Raw genomic sequence first — 17210 nt, forward strand, 5'->3', positions numbered from 1 at the left:
GAAGAGAAAGTTTATTTTTTCTCAGATGTATAGCCTCCTGTAGTCACTTGATTGATATATTCATGAGTGAGAATTGGTGAATATTTGGGCGTTGTGTTTACTTCTACACAACTTTCTATACAACTAATTTCCGCATCATAATCAGGAGACTCAAAATAGATAATTGAGTATCTGGGTTTAGTAGGAAATTGAGAAGGTAAAGGAACTCGATGTTTAGTGGCGGGAAACTTATCGTTTGTCCAACGCTGCATTAAATCTGCAAGGATAACCAGAACTTTACCAGGTAGATAGGGTGCTGCAACCCATTCCCCTACATCGTCGCAAACTTCTAACCCTGCTGTCTCATCTTGAAATATCAGAGTAATACTACCGTAATCTGTATGTTCGGCAAACCTTGTCTCTGTAGGGGACAGGGGTTGATTTATAGCCGGATAGTGATTGATGGAGGTGTTGAAGTTACGTTCTTTATGGAAATCGGTGAAGTAGGATTGTGGTAGTTTTAAGGCGATCGCTAGTGCCTGTAAAATCCTAAAAGAGGCATCACGACAAGTTGCAAAAAATTCCAATAACAGTTGACGAAACTGAGTTTGATTTTCAGGCCAGCGATTTGGTTCACCAAACTGCTGCTGAGTTACACCCGCTTCAGTTGGCGTAACGTCTAAACCAAAATTGAATGCTTCTAATAATATCCTCTCTTTACCACGAGCCACATAGCCGCGACTAGTACCAGGAAGTAGGTTTACTTGGTCTTTTTCTTCTTGTGGTAATGCGAAAAAACTCTGCGCTTGAGCAAACACTTGCTCGACTAAGGTTTGAGGTACACAATTTTCCAGATAAAAACAGCCAACTTCTTGAATAGCAGATAAAATGCGATCGCTTACTGCTTGTTTAGCAGCCATGTCACCAACTATAAATGGATGGAAATCAATAACCGGAATCAGTGTTGAAACAATTAATTGAGGTTCACGTTCTTTGATTGGGTTCATTGTAAAAAAATCCTCTGTATAATTCGTATTTTTTTTTACGCAGAGAGGCGCAAAGTAAACGCAAAGTAACGCGGAGTTTTTATTAATTATTGATAAGATTACTTTTTAATTCATAAACATTCCAAAATGTTCCTTGTAAAGCTGAGTGTTTTATGCCTTGAATGCGATTGCGTACAGAAACCATTGATAATGAGTTAACTAAATAGATAAACGGTAAATATTCCTGACTTAGTCTTTGAGTTTCTGCATAAATTTGTTTTCGTTCTGCTTCCTTTGCTGCTGCACCTTGAATGTAGAGGTCAGAAATATTTTGTTCCCAATCTGCCACTCGCTGTTTAGTAATTGGTACTTGTCCGGCTTGAGGTTGGCGATTAAAAAAATGCCAATTCCCTTTAGTAGCCCAAATATTTACTGCTTCGTTGGGTTCTATCGTCATGGGAAAACCATCAATAATTTGACAATCCCAATCGAGACGATTTGTTAATTTATCTACAACTAATCCCACTGCAATTAAATTCAAATCTACCTGTATTCCTATCTGACGCAAATCTTCTTGAATTAGTGGAGCCATGTTTTGCAAGACTTTATTAGCGACATTAGCGGTGAGTGTAAACCGGACTCGGTTCCCATCGCTATCGAATAACTCACCTTGATTGTTGTATCGAAAACCTGCTTTGATAAGTAATGCTTTTGCTTTTTGTGGGTTATAGTCGTAGACTGGTAAACCTGCTTTTTGAGAAAGATAGTAAGGGCTTTGCACAGCGATGGGTGAATTTTGTAACGCTCCTACCCCCGCATATAGGTTATTGACCATACGCTGACGATTGATGCTGTGAGCAACTGCTTGGCGGAATGCTACTGTATTAAACCAACGAGATTTAATCGGATTAACTAAAGGCTGATTATTTCTCACCCCTGTATTCAAATTAAACATCATTGCTGTAGTTCCTATTTGAGAACCACCGTTATAAACTGTGAATTTGCCTTTTTTTTCTTCTCGTTTTAATAATGAAAAATAGTTGGAATTTACATCAAGATAGTCAAGTCTGCCAGAACGAAATTGAATTAATGCTGTATCATTATTACTCACAGTACTAATAATAATGCGATCAATATAAGGCTGAGAGTAGTTTTGATTATATTTACGCCAGTAATAAGGATTTTTACGAAAAGTTATCCGTTCACCTGGAATATAAGATTCTAATTTATAAGCACCGTTGCTGATAATTTGGTTTGGTGGTGTGTCTGTACCCCAAGTTGAAAGAAATAATGGTCTACCTGCGGAGTCTTTTTTGGTGATACTATCTCGTAATATATGCTCCGGTAAAATTTCAAGTTTGGTTGTCCGCAGAAAGGGAGCAAAAGGTTCTGGCAGTGTAAATTCAACACGCAAATTATCCAGTTTTTTAACTATCGGAAATTGGCGATTTTGTCCTATTTGTAAGAAATCTTTGGCATAGGAAGGAATAGCCGGATTGGTATAAATATCTTGATAAGTAAACACTACATCATCAGCAGTCAGAGGTTTAGCATCTGACCATTTCAATCCTTTTCTAAGCGTAAAAGTAATGTGCTTTTGGTCTTCAGAAATTTTCCACGATTCGGCTAAGGCTGGTTGAATTTCTCCTTGACCATTCTCACGAATTAACCCTTCATAGATAAAAGTTAAAATACCTGCTCCCTGCTCCATGAGTTGAGGGTTAAAGGTGTTAGGTTCGACAGAACTACTAATAATAATTTGAGAGTCGTTTACTGGTTTGGCTAACAGCTGAGTTTGCTCACAACTAGCTACTGCGATTGCCACAATCCCCAGGATAAATCCTAGTAGAACTGGCAATCGCCATTGGCGTATAGAAGTAAATTTCCTTAAACTTGGCATAGTTGTGTTCCCAGATTCTTTCACCTTGATTACATCGCGCTGTATCCCCCATCCACCATCAAGACTTCCCCTGTTACATAAGAAGCTGCTTGAGAGGCGAGAAATATCACTGGGCCGATGAGTTCTTCTGGTTTACCGCGTCGTCGCATGGGAATCACAGCACTGAGGTGTTGCTGATCTTCTTGTGGTGGACGGCGAAATTCTTCCGTACCTTCCATAATGTTGTCGATATAACCAGGAGCAAAACCATTAACGCGAATATTATGATCTGCCCATTCTAGGGCGAGCGATCGCACTAATAAATTTACACCCCCTTTCGATGCTGTATAAGCTGCTGAACCAGCAATCCCCACTACACCGCCGATGGAGGAGTTCATAATAATTGAACCGCCTGTCCCTTGTTCAATCATTTGTTTAGCTGCCAGTTGAGCGCAGTGGAAGTATCCTTTGAGATTGACGTTGATGATGTTATCCCACTCGAATTCGTCTAAAACAGCCGCCGGTTTGATAATGTCAATGCCGGCATTACACACCATAATGTCGAGTCTGTGATAGTTGTCTAGAGTTTGTTCAATTAGGCGTAAACAATCTTGGTGATTTCTGACATCGGTGGGGATGGCGATCGCTTCGCCTCCAGCTTCCTGAATTATTTGTGCGGTTTTTTGGGCTTCGGGTGCTTTAATATCGGCAACTACAACCTTTGCACCTACAGATGCTAATCCTTGTGCGATCGCTCTGCCGATACCTCTTGCAGATCCGGTGATAATGGTGACTTTACCTGTTAGGTCAAAAAGGGAGGGTTTCACAGTTTTTTTGTTTGAGTGAGGGTGGTTTTAAGATGATTTATCACGCAGAGGCGGGGAGGCGCAGAGAGAGTTTAGCCTCTGTGTCTCTGCGGCTCTGCGTGAAATAAATATTTGTTTAGTAAATTGCTGATAGTTTTTGCTTGTTGGATAATAGTTGGTTTTTCAAATAGGAAAGTTAAGGTTAGTTCTATTTGCAAGGTTTTTTGTATTTTGTCTGTGAGTTCTAGAACGAGTGCAGAATGTCCTCCCAGGTCAAAGAAGTTATCTTGTGTGCTGATATGTTCTAACCCTAAGACTTCTTGCCAAATAGCTAATATGGTTTCTTCAATGGGGTTTTTAGGTTCAGTAAATTCGTTATGTTTATTTACTAATAATTTGTGATTTTGAATTGGTAAATTCGCGCCTTCGTTTAAAAAGGGAAGTTCATTAAGACGTTGGTTAGGATTAGTAACTATATGTTCCAATAATTTTTTAAATACTTCTATCATCCTGGTAACAGTATTAGCTGCAAATAAATCAGTTCTGTAGACTAACGCGCCTTCAATTCCCTGGGATGTTTCTTGGAGTGTTAAATTCAAATCAAATTCGGCTGTGTCTTTGGTATCTGTGGCTATAAACTCCTCTTTTAAAGTCAAATTTGCTAGTTTTAAATCATCTTCGGGAGTGTTTTGAAAAACAAACATCACTTGCGCTAGTAGTGTGTAACTAGAATCTCTAACTGGTTGTATTTCTTCTACTAGTTTGATGAAGGGCATTTCTTGATGTGCGTACACTCCTAAAGCTACTTCTCGAACTCGCCGCAGTAGTTCGCGGAAGCTGGGATTGCCTTCTAAGTTTGTGCAGAATGGCAATAAGTGGACAAAGAAACCAATCAGTCCTTCTGTTTCTCTTCGGGTACGATTAGCAACTGTACTGCTAACCACGATGTCTGGTTGTCCTGTGTAGCAGAAAAGTAATGTCTTGAGTGCTGTTAACAAGGTCATAAATAAGGTTACGCCTTCTTCCTGACTCAAGTTTTTGAGTGCTTTGGTTAAGTCTTTGGAAATAACTATGGGATGACGCGCACCTGTGAAGGTTCGCACAGTTGGGCGTGGATGGTCGGTTGGTAGTTGTAATATCGGAGGAGTAACACCTAGATGTTGTCTCCAGAATTCCATCTGTGATTGTAAAACTTGCCCCTGTAATAGTTGCCGTTGCCAATGGGCAAAGTCTGCATATTGGATGGGTAACTCTGTTAGCGGGGAGGGTTTAGCTTGCGAAAAAGCTTCGTACAGCGTTGCTAATTCTTGAGTCAACACGCTAAAAGACCAACCATCAGCAACAATATGGTGGGTAGTCACAACAAGTAAATGCTCGGTTTCACTTAACCGCCAAAGCTTACTTCGCAATAATGGCCCCCGCGCTAAATTGAAAGGTTGCTTAATTTCTTTCTCTGCTTGTTGTTTCGCTTCCGCTATATCTTGTACTTCTATAACAATAAAATCAAATACAGGTTCAGGGGAAATTGCATAAACTACTTGTCCATTTTCTACTTTAAAGGTGGTTCGCAATGTTGCGTGGCGGCGGACAATTTCTCTTAAACTCTCCTCTAACGCTTGTACATCCAGCGCACCTATGACACGATAAACTAGCGGTAAGTTGTATACAGGATTACCAGGATAGAATTGCTCGAAAAACCAAAACTCTAGCTGAGTTAAGGAAATTGGCTGTGTTGCCTCTGGTAATTGCACAGGCACAATTTCCGGCAAATTTTCTTGTTGTGAAGCTGTTTCGACGATTTTTGCTAATGATGCGATCGCAGGAGATTCAAATAAACTCCGCAGGGATAATTCTATCTTAAATGCTTTGCGCGTCAGGGAAATTACTTGTGTAGCTAGTAATGAATGTCCCCCTAAATTAAAAAAGTTATCGTAAATCCCAACTTGTTCTAACCCTAAAACATCCCGCCAAATACCTGCCAAAATTTCTTCTGTGGGAGTGCGGGGTGCAACAAAGGTTTGCACTAATTCTGGGCGGCTATTTGTCGGTTCTGTTAAAGCGCGACGATTGACTTTACCATTAGGGGTTAAGGGAAATGACTCTACCTGCACAAAAGCCGATGGAATCATATAATCGGGCAACTGGTCTTGCAGAAAATCACGCAACTCTTCAACGGTGATTGTCTGTCCTTGAATGGGGACAAAGTAAGCGACTAAATATTTTTCTCTAGCACTTTTTCCAAACACCTTAGCGACGGCTTGGTTGATGTGCGGATGTTTGCTCAAAACGGCTTCTACTTCGCCAAGTTCTACCCGAAAACCCCGAACTTTGACTAAATCATCTATCCGTCCTAAAAATTCGATGTTGCCATCTGGTAAATATTTAGCTAAATCGCCTGTTTTGTATAGTTTTGTTTGGGAGTGCTGAGTGCTGTCTCCTGCCTCCTCAAACGGATTTGGCACGAACTTCTGTTCTGTCAAATCTGGGCGGTTGAGGTAGCCACGGGCTAAACCATCTCCGCTAACATAAAGTTCGCCAGGAACGCCAATCGGTACGGGTTGTAAATTGCGGTCTAAGAGATAAACTTGCACGTTAACGGCAGGTTTACCAATGGGGGGATAAATTGGCCATGTTTCTGGTTGCTGGCTAAAGGTATAAGCTGTAACCAAGTCTGCTTCTGTGGGGCCGTAGAAATTGTAAAGTCTACAATTCTCTAGACGTTGAAACAGCTTAATCATGGGTTGGGTAATTTGCAATTGTTCGCCACAGGCGATCGCTTCTCTAATGTTGTTAAATAGATGTACTTCTTCTCCGTATATTTCTGCTAATTGTTGCCAAAGGGTGACGGGAAGAAATACTTTTCCTATTGCTTCTTTTGCTAGTAACTTAATTAATTTATCTAAATCTTTGCGATCGCCTTCGCTAATCATATACAGCGTACCGCCTAAACCCCACGCCGCAAACATTTCGTGATAGCTAACATCAAAGCTGAGGGAAGCAAACTGAAGCACGCCCACGCCTGTAGCCATCTGTGCTTGATGGTATTCTACTAAGTTGGTGAGGGATCTGTGAGGGACAAGCGTACCTTTTGGAGTGCCGGTAGAGCCGGAAGTATAAATGATGTAGGCTAAATTATGCGCTTGTGCATCAGTTTGAAGATTGATATCAGATTCTTTTCCTATCTCCTCCCATCCTTGATCTAACAAAATTAGATGGTGGTGGAAATCTTTCTCTAGCAATGGCTTTAAACTAGCCTGAGTTAATACGACGTTAGCACGAGTATCAGCCAGCATAAACGCTAAACGCTCTGGCGGATATGTAGGGTCAAGGGGAAAACAAGCACCGCCAGCTTTGAGGATTCCTAAAATGGCAATTGCCGCTTCTAGAGAACGTTCTAAACAAATCCCTACAGGCGCATCTGGTTTGATACCCAAATTTTGCAGATGGTGGGCTAGTTGATTGGCGCGTTGGTTTAACTCTTGATAAGTTAATTGTTGATTCTCATAGACAACCGCTACAGCTTCGGGTGTTTTTTCAACTTGCTGTTCAAATAATTGATGGATGCAATCTTTGATGGGATAGACGGCTTGGGTAGCGTTCCATTCTACTAACAGTAAATCTTGTTCTGCTGGTGTGAGGAGTGGTAGTTCGGCTGCACGACGATGCGGATTTGTGACAATTCCCTGCAATAGTGTCAGCAAATGACCAATCATTCTGTCAATTGTATCTGCATGAAACCGTTGGCGATCGTAGTTAATTTTAATTGCCAGTTCTTCACCGGGAATTGCCACCACAGTTAGCGGATAATTCGTTTCGCCCAAAGCTTGGCGGTTGGCTATTCGCAAATTTCCCGGAAGTGCTTGCAGCGTGGCGTTGACTGGATAATTTTCAAACACCACAATGCTTTCAAACAATGGTTGATTGCGAGGAATTTCGCTTACGCCTTGAATATCTACCAGTGAGGTGTATGAATACTGTTCCCTTTCTATGTGTTCTTGTTGCAACTGCACAAGCCAAGGCAACAAATCGGCTGTTTCCAGAATTTTTACCCGTACAGGTAAAGTATTAATAAACAAACCTACCATCGACTCAACACCAGATAAGTGATGCGGACGACCGGAAACTGTAGCCCCAAATACTACATCAGACTCATCACTGTAGCGACTCAATAACAATGCCCAAGCTGCCTGCACCAAGGTAGAAACGGTGAGATGATGTTGTTGAGCAAAAGCTTTTAATTTAGCAGTTGCCTCGGCTGATAAATTTTGGTGTCGAATATAACTAGTTTGCTGCTGAGAAATCTGCCCTCCAGTTTGTTCTACAACTAAAGGGGTAGGTGCATTAAAACCTTCCAGAGTCCGCCGCCAAAATTCTTTTGCATGAGATAAATCTTGCTGCTGTAACCAATTAATATAATCTCGGTAAGGGCGAGATGGCGTTAAATATAATTGTTGATGATTGGCGATCGCATCGTAAAAAGCAAATATTTCTTTAAAGAGAATCGGCCAACTCCAACCATCAAGTAATATATGGTGAAAGCTCCAAATAAAATGATAAGTCTCGTCTGTTAACCGAAACAACACAAAGCGCATCAAGGGAGCTTTATCCAGTGCAAAACTTTCTTCTTTATCGGTGATTAAATAAGAATTAATTTCTGTTTGCTGTTCCTCAGGTGAGAGGAAACGTAAATCTTTGTTAATCCAAGGTAAACTAACTTGTTTCCTTACTACTTGCAGTGGCTGTTTGCGGTTATTCCAAACAAACAGAGTGCGTAAAGCCGAGTGCCTCTGCACCACCTGTTGCCAAGCTTGCTCAAATGCACTTTGATTTAAGTTGCCATGCAGCGTAAAGCGAAACTGCTCAAAGTATATTCTTGATTCTGGCTGATAAAGAGTGTGAAATAGCATCCCCTGTTGCATTGCTGAGAGGGGATAAATGGCTTCGATATCTTTATTTTTACTTTGATTTTGTATAGCGACCATTGTTTTATTTATTAAATATATTTTTATTAAATCTAACTAAATCACTTAAAAAGCTGCCGTCGATAATCCACCATCAACTGGAATAGTTACACCTGTGATATAACTGGCGCATTCTGAACTCAGAAAAGCTACTAAATCAGCCACCTCGCTAGAAAGTCCACGACGACCTATAGGAATGCTGTTATCTATTCCTGCTATAATCTCCTCAATATTTCGGTTTTCTTTTTGGGCGAATACTTCTAAATATTCTCTATGTCTTGGTGTATCAATAATGCCGGGATTAACAGAGTTAACTAATACATTCCACTTGGCAACTTGGGTAGCTACAGATTTGGTAAAGTTGATTAATGCTGCATTCGCTACACCTGATTTGATTAAACGTGGCGAAGGTTCTTTACCAGATGTGCCAATAATATTGATTATCCGTCCCCATTTCTGATTTTTCATAGTAGGTAAAACCAGATTAGTCATGCGGATATAGCCCATTAATTTCCCTTCAAATACAGTTGACCAATCTTCATCAGATATATTTTCTACTGCAACGCTGGCAAATTTAGCTCCATCAGAATTGTTAACTAAAATGTCAATTTTATTAAATTGATTGAGGGCTAACTCCACTAATTTTTCAGAGTCAGTTGCTTGGTGAACATCAGCACAACAGGTAATAATTTTGCCTGGAGAATTCACCAATTGCTGATAGGCTTGTTCTAATCTTTCGGCATTCCTACCACAAATTATTAAATGACAGCCGGCTGCTGCTAGTTTTTCAGATATGGCATAACCAATACCAGCACTAGCACCTGTCACTAAAACTACTTTCCCTGATAGTCCTAAATCCATACTTAATAGTCCTCTAGGTAGCAGTTAGCGATCGCGCAGTTATTTTAGCTTCTTGTTCAGCTAAATTAGAACAAGGAGGAATCAAAATTTTGACCAAACTTACTGTCTCATCAGAGGAATTATATCCTCTACATAAAATATTAGCTGGAGCATAATAAATACTACCATATTCTATTAGTTGCTGTTCCTCTTTCACAGTTATTATCAATTGACCGTTGAGGATGATTCCCATTTGTTCTTTATTAGATTTATTAATCGGTATTACTCCTCCCGGTGGTATTTTGATAATCGCGATTTCAAACCAAGAAGCAACAACATATTCGCAGAAAAAGCCTGTAGTTTCATCTTTTTTCGGCGTTACATTGATAAATACTTCATCTACTTTTACTGATGGGGAAGAATTGATAGTACGTTTGACATCAAATACTAGTGCTGTCTCTGGAAAAATATTTACAGAACCGTGAGGAACATAAGCATTAGCAATATAAGCTTGTTGTAGTGGTTCAATAATTTCTTTAATGCCGTTAACGTTCATTTCTAAACGTCCAGAAATTATCATCCCCATTTGACTTTCGAGATGTTGATGTAGGGGAAAAGTTGCCCCTGGTGCTAGATACACTAGTTGCACAAGCGTATCTTGACAATCGAAGGCAATTAACTCTACATCTGAGTTGAGTTGTGTAACTTTGGGTGTAGGAAAATATTTACTCATTAGTTTATGCTATTTTTTTTATAAAAAATTGACCAACTCATAGGAATTTTCCCATAAGTAGAAATAAACTCTAAATCATACGCTTCCACAGCATTTTTATTAGTAATGGCTAGAGTTGCTAAACCTTTTTGAACTTGAATCGCTGCATCGCTAGTAGAAGGAGACAAATCAACTTGAATTTCTGATTGGTCTTCTGATTCTGGTAAAAGTTTCGACAATAAAGGTAAGGGTGCAGGATGGGTAACAATTCTTGCTCCTTTAAAATTTACCTCTGTATTTTTCTTTTTAGCTAATCCATAAACTGGAGTTGGATAGATAAAAATGAAGCCTAAATCAAGGCTTGGCTCCATATAAAACTCATTAATCGAGTGGTAAGCATGAGGAACTACAGCCAAATCTACTTTGCCTTGGAGTAAGGCTTCTTTGACATCTGGGAAGGTATCAAATAACTGAATTTCTCCTGATAATTTCTCTGATTCTAATTGTTTAATTATATGAGTTGAAGCATAGTCACTACTAGTACCACTAGGCCCCAATGTCCCAATAATTAAAGTTTTGCTAGGAGGAGTAGGAGGTCGAAATTCAATTGAAAATTTCAGCATAGTTTTAACCAAAATCTAATATTGAAAGAAAGAGAGTTAAAAATATTAATACTTAAACATCGTCTGTACCAAATATTAATTTTCGGTCTATATATTGAGACTTACTCTGGCTTAAAATCAATGCAGTTAGTACTAAAGCTGTGCCAATTAAACCGCGTACTCCAAACTTTTCTCCTAGTAGCCAAAAGGAAAAAACAGAGGTGAGTACCGGATCGAGGGTACACAATAGCGCAGCTTCAGAAGCAGAAATCCATTGCTGACCTATTGTTTCTAACCAGATGCAGGCAGCAGTCCCGACTAAACCGAGGTAAAGGATAACACTATAGTTATTGCTAAGAGTCTCAAATTGTCCGACTATCTCTGGTGCAGCCCAGATGGCACTTAATACTGCTATACTCCAAAGTTGGATAGCAGTGAGGGTAAGGGTTGAATGGCGTTGTACGGTTCCCTGAAGTACTAGCATATAGACCCCGTAAAAGCAGGTATCGCCAAATAACAGCAAGTCACCCATACCTAGAGAACCATTTTCCCAGCACATAATACCGATGCCTGTGAGGGCAATTGCGGCGGCGAGTACCGTTTTCAGCAGCAAGGACTGACCAAAGAAAGCCCCTAGCAGGGGTACGATGATTACATTCAGGCTGAAAATAAATCCGCCTTGGTTGGCATTGGCAGTTTCTAACCCAACCGCTTGGCAGGTAAAGCAAACGAAAAGTAGTAGCCCTAAAACTATGCCATCGCGTAATATCTCAGCGTTGAGGGAACGTAGGGATGGGGTAAATATTGCAGCAGCAACAGTGAAACGACTAGCGGTAAGTACAGCTGGCGAAAAGCTAGTGACTGCATCTTTAGTTAATGGAAAAGTCGTCGCCCAGATCAGGCTAACGATCGCGATCGCAATTATGCCCCAAATATGCAGGCCGTTTTGCGTGGATTGGTTGCAGTCATCTACTTTCATGTTACATTTATCACTTGTTTATAAAAGGCAGGAGGCAGAAGGTTTTTCCCCTATTCCATACTCTCTACTCCCCACTTCGCTACAGGTTGCAACGCGCCAGAACTTCTCAGTTCTGCCAAGCTGGTATTGCCAGTACAAAATAAAGCTGTTTCGAGTTCAGCAATCAGAATTTCGGCTAATTCATCAACGGCGGCTTCTGATGTGACGGCGGCTGCTAAAAAAGGTCGGGCTAATCCGGCTAAGTCGGCTCCTAGTGCGATCGCTTTGGCTACATCCAATCCGTTAGTTAGCCCACCCGAAGCAATTAAGGGAATTGTCGGGGCGATCGCGCGGATGGAATTTAGACAGTCTGCGGTTGCTAAACCCCAATCTGCAAAAGTTTGCCCCAAACGGCGTTGCTTGTTATCTTTGGCGCGTTGGCTTTCTACTTTTGCCCAGGAAGTTCCACCAGCCCCAGCAACATCAATAGCTGCAACCCCGGCATCAATTAGCTTTTGTGCCATCACCGCAGAAATGCCATTGCCCACTTCTTTAGCAATCACCGGGACGGGTAGCTGTTGACAAAGCTGGGCAATTTTACTTAACAATCCCCGAAAATCGGTATCTCCCTTGGACTGTACGCACTCTTGCAGGGGGTTAAGATGCAAAATTAGTGCATCCGCTTCTAGGGAATCTACCAAATGCAAACACTCATCCAGCCCGCAGCCATAATTTAGTTGCACCGCCCCCAAGTTGGCTAACAATAAAATGTCAGGCGCAAAGGAACGGACGGCAAAGGTAGAGGCTAATTGAGGCTGTTCGATCGCAATTCGTTGTGAACCTACCCCCATTGCTAATCGGTAGCGTTGAGCAACTGTTGCTAACCGAGTGTTGACTAGCTTTGCTAATTCTGTTCCCCCTGTCATCGAAGAAATCAATAGAGGCGCACCGAGATGCTTACCCAGAAAGGTTGTTTGCAGGTTAATATCGCTGCGGTTGATTTCCGGGAGACAATGATGTGTAAAGCGATAGCATTCAAATCCGCTAGTTACTTGCTGAAACTGGACATCTTCTTCTAAGCAGACACGCAGATGGTCAGCTTTGCGAGTCTCAATTTCTGTTGCAGGATTGAATAATGGCACAGTAGAAGTCATAAGGGTTTCCTTTGATGACTGGTGATGGGCAACTTCAAGCGGATAGCCTCTTGAAATTTCGCCACATCAAACTCGGCAATACTGAATACACCTGTTTTCTCAAACAGTCTTGAGGAAACACTGTCTTGACAGATATAGTTAACGCGAATGTCCTCATGTAGCGATTCCACCAGTAGTTGAATATTTGCGCTTCGCGCCTTTTCAATCGCTGGAGTTTGAGGATCGTCAGGATCGAGGACATGGCCATAACTACGGACGTGAAAACGAGCTTCTCTCGGCCCGGCGGGAACTAAGGAAAAAGTTTGTACGTGTTCAGGAAATACGCTCAAAGAAAAAGGCATGGGGATTTCTTCTTGCGCCGACATGGAACAGAAGGCTGAGAAACAGAGGGATTCGGGTAAAGAATGATTTTGAGAGGCGTACTCTTGTAATTCTTGTTCGCGTTCCCAAGAATGGTGAGCGATCGCTTTAGCGCAATCATAATATTCGCGCTCGATTGGGGTTAAGCTGGGTGAAGCCGGATCGCGCATGGGAATAATCATGCCGTTAATGCCTTCACAATCGCTCGACACTCCAAACCGACGGGTTAAACCCTTGTGCATCATGGGAAAGTGGTAATCTTCTAAAAAGTTTTCCCACAGTAGTTTGTAATCCACCTCCACATTAATGTCATAGCGACCGACACCACCAATCGGCTGCATTTTTTCGAGTTGGTATGGTTCTAATAAGCCCGGTTGATACCAACTCTCGGCTAATCTTAAGCCTTCCCAAGTAAAGCGAATAAAAATAAATCCATAAAAAATGTCAATATCAATAGGTTCTAAACCGTAGTTGGGTAAACCAAATTGCGGATAGTTCCCCCGTTGTGTGACATCAAGAAGTTTACCCGCGAAAAATTCCCCATTGGCGGTGCGAATAACGTAGGCGCGCAAGCCTACAATATCTAACCAAGTAAAGTTACCTGGTTGGGGAATTTCGTTGACATGGCAAACAAATTGCCAAGTTGGTTTAATTAAATGCTCAACTTCTAAAGCAAACAATGACGCATCGCCATAAATCCAAATTGGCAATGCTTGTCTTCTTTCATCTGTTGGGGAATCTTCTTTATGATCAGGCTCAAATTTCGGGTATTCTCTCGGCTGGCCAATCAACTGCTTTTGCTCGTCAAAGCTATAAACTCTTTGCACCACTTCATCCAATTCTGAAGCTAACCCATCACTATCGACGGTAAGAATAGCTTGTCTCAGTTCCCCAAGTAATGAATCTAACATTAATTGCTGGCTAATGCTTGTTTGTCCTTGGTTGATGTCTGCAATTAGTTGTTGTAGTTCCGCCTCTAAATAACCTATCCTCAACCAGAGGCGAATTTGTTCTGGAAGGGTGGCGGTTTCCCCATCTGCATAGCCAGGACTGACAGAATTGAGCAGATTTGTAATTTTTACCCCGATGTTTTGATGGCTTTGCGGCGGTGTTTCTAGGGGGTGGTGATTATTTTGGACAATCTTGGCAAAAACACGTTGATTGTCATCAATTTTGACCTCAAACTCCTGCAAACTATAATTTTTGAGGTCAAAATCAGCCCCAAACTCTCCTCTATTTGCCCCTGGTGCATTCTTGCAATCACCATCGATACCAAACGCCCATCCATGATAAGGACAAAGAGCCGCTTTATCTACGCCTACACAACCGTGACCTTCAAAGACTGGTGATTGGCGATGAGTGCAGACATTGAGAAAAACGCGAATACTTCCGTCTGCTTGACGTACAGCCACCAACGGTTCTTGAAAAATCTGCACAGTCACAAAATCCCCAGCCTGGGGAATTTCTGTGGTGCAACAAATAAAATACCAGTCTTTCTCTAATTTTGATGGTTCCACAAATATGGAACGAATAATTTTAGCGGCAAAGTAATTATAAACAATTTTGATATCGACTTCTGTGTGATGACGTTGATTATATTTATCAACTAAGTTTTCTAGACATTTATAGGCTGTTTCAACAGCAGGTTCGCCCTTAGATGATAGTAGTTTATTAACAAAACTATTCCAAGCTAATTCATCATTTTGAGCAAAATTTTTACCCATAAAAGCAAGGGAGTATTGCTGTCGTCCCACTTCCACAAAAAGTTTACATAATTCCTTTTCTTTGGCTAAAACCATTTCATTTTTACCTACTTTTTATCGCCAAAATCAAATAATCTATAACAAACCGTGTAGGAGAGCTAAACAAATTTATTACCTATTACCTATTGCCTATTACCTATTGCCTATTGCCTATCTCCATAACTAGTTTTAAAATTAAGTATAATTGCTATACAGGCAAACAGTTATTGTGTAATTGTGGCATTACTATAGAATTAATGTAACCTAATTCTGCTAATTTATTTAAAATTTTATTAGCACTTTCGTTAACACTTTCTTGATTAGTTTTACATTCCACATCTGGGTTAAAAGGTATTTCGTATAAATCATCAATTCCTGTGAAGTTTTTGATTTCGCCTGCTCTAGCTTTTTTATATAAACCTTTTACATCTCGCTGTTCACAAACTGCTAATGGTGCATTGACGTATACTTCAATAAAATCGCCAATTTTCGCTTTCACTTCTTCTCGAATTGCTCGATATGGTGAGATGGCTGAAACCAGGACGATGACATTATTTCTAGTTAACAAATGCGCTACAAAACCAATCCGCCGAATATTTTCGTCTCTATCCTCCTTACTGAAAGTTAAACCTTTACTTAAGTTTTGCCGTACTACATCGCCATCAAGCACTTCAATTTTATAACCTTGCGATCGCAATTGAGCTTCCAAAAACTGACTGATGGTAGTTTTACCAGCACCACTCAAACCAGTTAACCAAATTGTTACGCCACGCTGTTGCTCCACCATCCCACCTCAACAATTTTACTAAACGGCTGGTCTAAAAAAATGTGTTTTGCGAGTTTTAATCTTACCTTTTTCAAACGAATAGACATCAGCAAAAAGCTCATCTATTTGACAGGCTTCTTTGCTAACACCTATAAATCTTCCCCAACAAGCACCATAACTCCCATCAATTGTAATATGCTCAATGTAGTGTTTACCTGATGCAATTACTCTTTCCATCTGATAAAACTTGAGCAAGCGTTCAATGCCAACAAAAGCATTGTAACCTGGACGTTCATAAATTATATTACTATGAAAAACATCTGTGAGAGATTCCCATTTACAGGAATCAACAACATGAAATAATTCAATCACTAATGCACTGTAATCTGTGAGTATTTGCGAATTGCTATTGGCATACATAATGACACTCCTGTTATGCATTTCATTTCGCTTTATCAATCATTTGCTAATAACCAATAGTTGATATTAACCATATAGCAGTTGCCAATAGAGTAATCACAAAACCCTAAAGAGTAGTTGTAATTATGTTTCCTATAACCTGCTATAACTAGCAATTTACTATTAGCCATTAGCAATATTTGATATTATTCTTCAATAATCGGTTCAGGAATCATTGGTACTGGATGATCAAGACGATAAGCTTGCCAAGGTTTGAGAAAAGCTTCTCGTCTCATTCCTGAAAACCTACTTATTTGCTTATGATATAAACTTTCATAAAAATCTAATTCTTTCTTTAAATAATATGGAGCTTTTTCTCCATAAACTTTGACAAACATTCTATAAGTATTATATTGTTTAGCAGACACATCCTCTGCATAAGACATCAAATCATCTTCGATGTCATTTAACACCTCTAAAGGCCACATTAACCTTAATTCTTCATTTAACTCATCTTGTTGGTAATTTAAACCTAACATTTTGAGCAAGGTGCAATGCAAAATTCGATAGTCAGAAGAACGTAATTCCGCCGCCTGTTTAATCATGCCATGAGTAACATGAGAACTGGCTAATAAGTGAGTTTCCAACTCGAAATACTCGCCTAGCTTCTGCATATAAAATTCTACTTTGCAATGCTTGAGATTATATTCTTCTAAAACAGCCAATATCATTTCCTGTTTAGCTTGCCAAGGAGAATTTTGCAGTGATTCACAACCATCATGTTGGATTCTTTCTACTTCGTCATCAGTTTGATATACCAGAGCTTCGATAAAACCTAAGATGGGATAAAATCGAAAAAAGTCATTCATTGAGAGATTATAAATAGGAAAATAATAAAGAATAAATTCTCTCAATACTCTGCTAGACCGACGGATACTTTGATAAGAAATACAGGAGATTTTAGAAGCGAGTTTATTAACTAAAACTCCTGAATCCCGCGTGGTTGTGAGTGTTGCTTTCGAGATGGTCATAAATAATGAATATGATTGGTATGAAACAATGGACA

The 17210-nt window shown here is 40.3% G+C and carries 13 protein-coding genes; all 13 read right to left on the reverse strand.

What is annotated here, in order from left to right; all coding sequences use genetic code 11:
• Positions 1-11: 11 nt before the first annotated feature.
• The gene (locus H6G76_RS07000) at positions 12-986 is read right to left on the reverse strand and encodes an isopenicillin N synthase family oxygenase (protein ID WP_190697515.1); all 975 of its coding nucleotides are present in this window, start codon (positions 984-986) and stop codon (positions 12-14) included.
• 82 nt (positions 987-1068) lie between these two features.
• The gene (locus H6G76_RS07005) at positions 1069-2865 is read right to left on the reverse strand and encodes an ABC transporter substrate-binding protein (protein WP_190697518.1); all 1797 of its coding nucleotides are present in this window, start codon (positions 2863-2865) and stop codon (positions 1069-1071) included.
• A gap of 29 nt (positions 2866-2894) precedes the next feature.
• Positions 2895-3671, reverse strand: a complete 777-nt coding sequence (locus H6G76_RS07010; RefSeq protein WP_190697521.1) for an SDR family NAD(P)-dependent oxidoreductase — start codon at positions 3669-3671, stop codon at positions 2895-2897.
• A 71-nt stretch (positions 3672-3742) separates the two neighbouring features.
• Positions 3743-8632 (reverse strand): non-ribosomal peptide synthetase, encoded by a 4890-nt coding sequence (locus H6G76_RS07015; RefSeq protein WP_190697524.1) that lies wholly within the window; start codon positions 8630-8632, stop codon positions 3743-3745.
• 45 nt (positions 8633-8677) lie between these two features.
• Positions 8678-9472, reverse strand: a complete 795-nt coding sequence (locus H6G76_RS07020; protein WP_190697527.1) for an SDR family oxidoreductase — start codon at positions 9470-9472, stop codon at positions 8678-8680.
• Positions 9473-9485: 13 nt separating this feature from the next.
• Complete coding sequence (locus tag H6G76_RS07025) at positions 9486-10184, reverse strand: cupin domain-containing protein (protein ID WP_190697530.1); 699 nt, start codon at positions 10182-10184, stop codon at positions 9486-9488.
• A complete protein-coding gene (locus tag H6G76_RS07030) occupies positions 10184-10786 on the reverse strand; it encodes a LysR family transcriptional regulator (RefSeq protein ID WP_190697532.1) in 603 nt (200 codons plus the stop codon). Before H6G76_RS07030 ends, H6G76_RS07025 begins: the two co-directional genes overlap by 1 nt.
• Positions 10787-10838: 52 nt before the next feature.
• The gene (locus tag H6G76_RS07035) at positions 10839-11744 is read right to left on the reverse strand and encodes a DMT family transporter (protein ID WP_190697535.1); all 906 of its coding nucleotides are present in this window, start codon (positions 11742-11744) and stop codon (positions 10839-10841) included.
• A gap of 50 nt (positions 11745-11794) precedes the next feature.
• Positions 11795-12877 (reverse strand): type 2 isopentenyl-diphosphate Delta-isomerase, encoded by a 1083-nt coding sequence (gene fni / locus H6G76_RS07040; RefSeq protein WP_190697536.1) that lies wholly within the window; start codon positions 12875-12877, stop codon positions 11795-11797.
• Positions 12874-15036 carry a Rieske 2Fe-2S domain-containing protein gene (locus H6G76_RS07045; RefSeq protein ID WP_190697539.1) on the reverse strand — a complete coding sequence of 721 codons (2163 nt, stop codon included), beginning with the start codon at positions 15034-15036 and terminating at the stop codon, positions 12874-12876. Before H6G76_RS07045 ends, fni begins: the two co-directional genes overlap by 4 nt.
• A gap of 151 nt (positions 15037-15187) precedes the next feature.
• On the reverse strand, positions 15188-15766 hold the full coding sequence (gene cysC, locus H6G76_RS07050) for an adenylyl-sulfate kinase (protein ID WP_190697544.1): 579 nt from the start codon (positions 15764-15766) through the stop codon (positions 15188-15190).
• Positions 15767-15784: 18 nt separating this feature from the next.
• Complete coding sequence (locus H6G76_RS07055) at positions 15785-16165, reverse strand: nuclear transport factor 2 family protein (RefSeq protein WP_199337282.1); 381 nt, start codon at positions 16163-16165, stop codon at positions 15785-15787.
• A gap of 185 nt (positions 16166-16350) precedes the next feature.
• A complete protein-coding gene (locus H6G76_RS07060) occupies positions 16351-17175 on the reverse strand; it encodes a hypothetical protein (protein ID WP_190697550.1) in 825 nt (274 codons plus the stop codon).
• Positions 17176-17210: the final 35 nt, after the last annotated feature.

It is taken from the genome of Nostoc sp. FACHB-152 (assembly GCF_014697475.1).
Lineage (GTDB): Bacteria > Cyanobacteriota > Cyanobacteriia > Cyanobacteriales > Nostocaceae > Nostoc_B.

Bases quoted from the DNA above. Each gene is read 5' to 3' on its own strand.
- H6G76_RS07020 (WP_190697527.1), bottom strand. From the start codon at position 9,472: ATGGATTTAGGACTATCAGGGAAAGTAGTTTTAGTGACAGGTGCTAGT.
- H6G76_RS07045 (WP_190697539.1), bottom strand. From the start codon at position 15,036: ATGGTTTTAGCCAAAGAAAAGGAATTATGTAAACTTTTTGTGGAAGTG.
- cysC (WP_190697544.1), bottom strand. From the start codon at position 15,766: ATGGTGGAGCAACAGCGTGGCGTAACAATTTGGTTAACTGGTTTGAGT.
- H6G76_RS07030 (WP_190697532.1), bottom strand. From the start codon at position 10,786: ATGCTGAAATTTTCAATTGAATTTCGACCTCCTACTCCTCCTAGCAAA.
- fni (WP_190697536.1), bottom strand. From the start codon at position 12,877: ATGACTTCTACTGTGCCATTATTCAATCCTGCAACAGAAATTGAGACT.
- H6G76_RS07035 (WP_190697535.1), bottom strand. From the start codon at position 11,744: ATGAAAGTAGATGACTGCAACCAATCCACGCAAAACGGCCTGCATATT.
- H6G76_RS07005 (WP_190697518.1), bottom strand. From the start codon at position 2,865: ATGCCAAGTTTAAGGAAATTTACTTCTATACGCCAATGGCGATTGCCA.
- H6G76_RS07060 (WP_190697550.1), bottom strand. From the start codon at position 17,175: ATGACCATCTCGAAAGCAACACTCACAACCACGCGGGATTCAGGAGTT.
- H6G76_RS07015 (WP_190697524.1), bottom strand. From the start codon at position 8,632: ATGGTCGCTATACAAAATCAAAGTAAAAATAAAGATATCGAAGCCATT.
- H6G76_RS07055 (WP_199337282.1), bottom strand. From the start codon at position 16,165: ATGTATGCCAATAGCAATTCGCAAATACTCACAGATTACAGTGCATTA.
- H6G76_RS07025 (WP_190697530.1), bottom strand. From the start codon at position 10,184: ATGAGTAAATATTTTCCTACACCCAAAGTTACACAACTCAACTCAGAT.
- H6G76_RS07000 (WP_190697515.1), bottom strand. From the start codon at position 986: ATGAACCCAATCAAAGAACGTGAACCTCAATTAATTGTTTCAACACTG.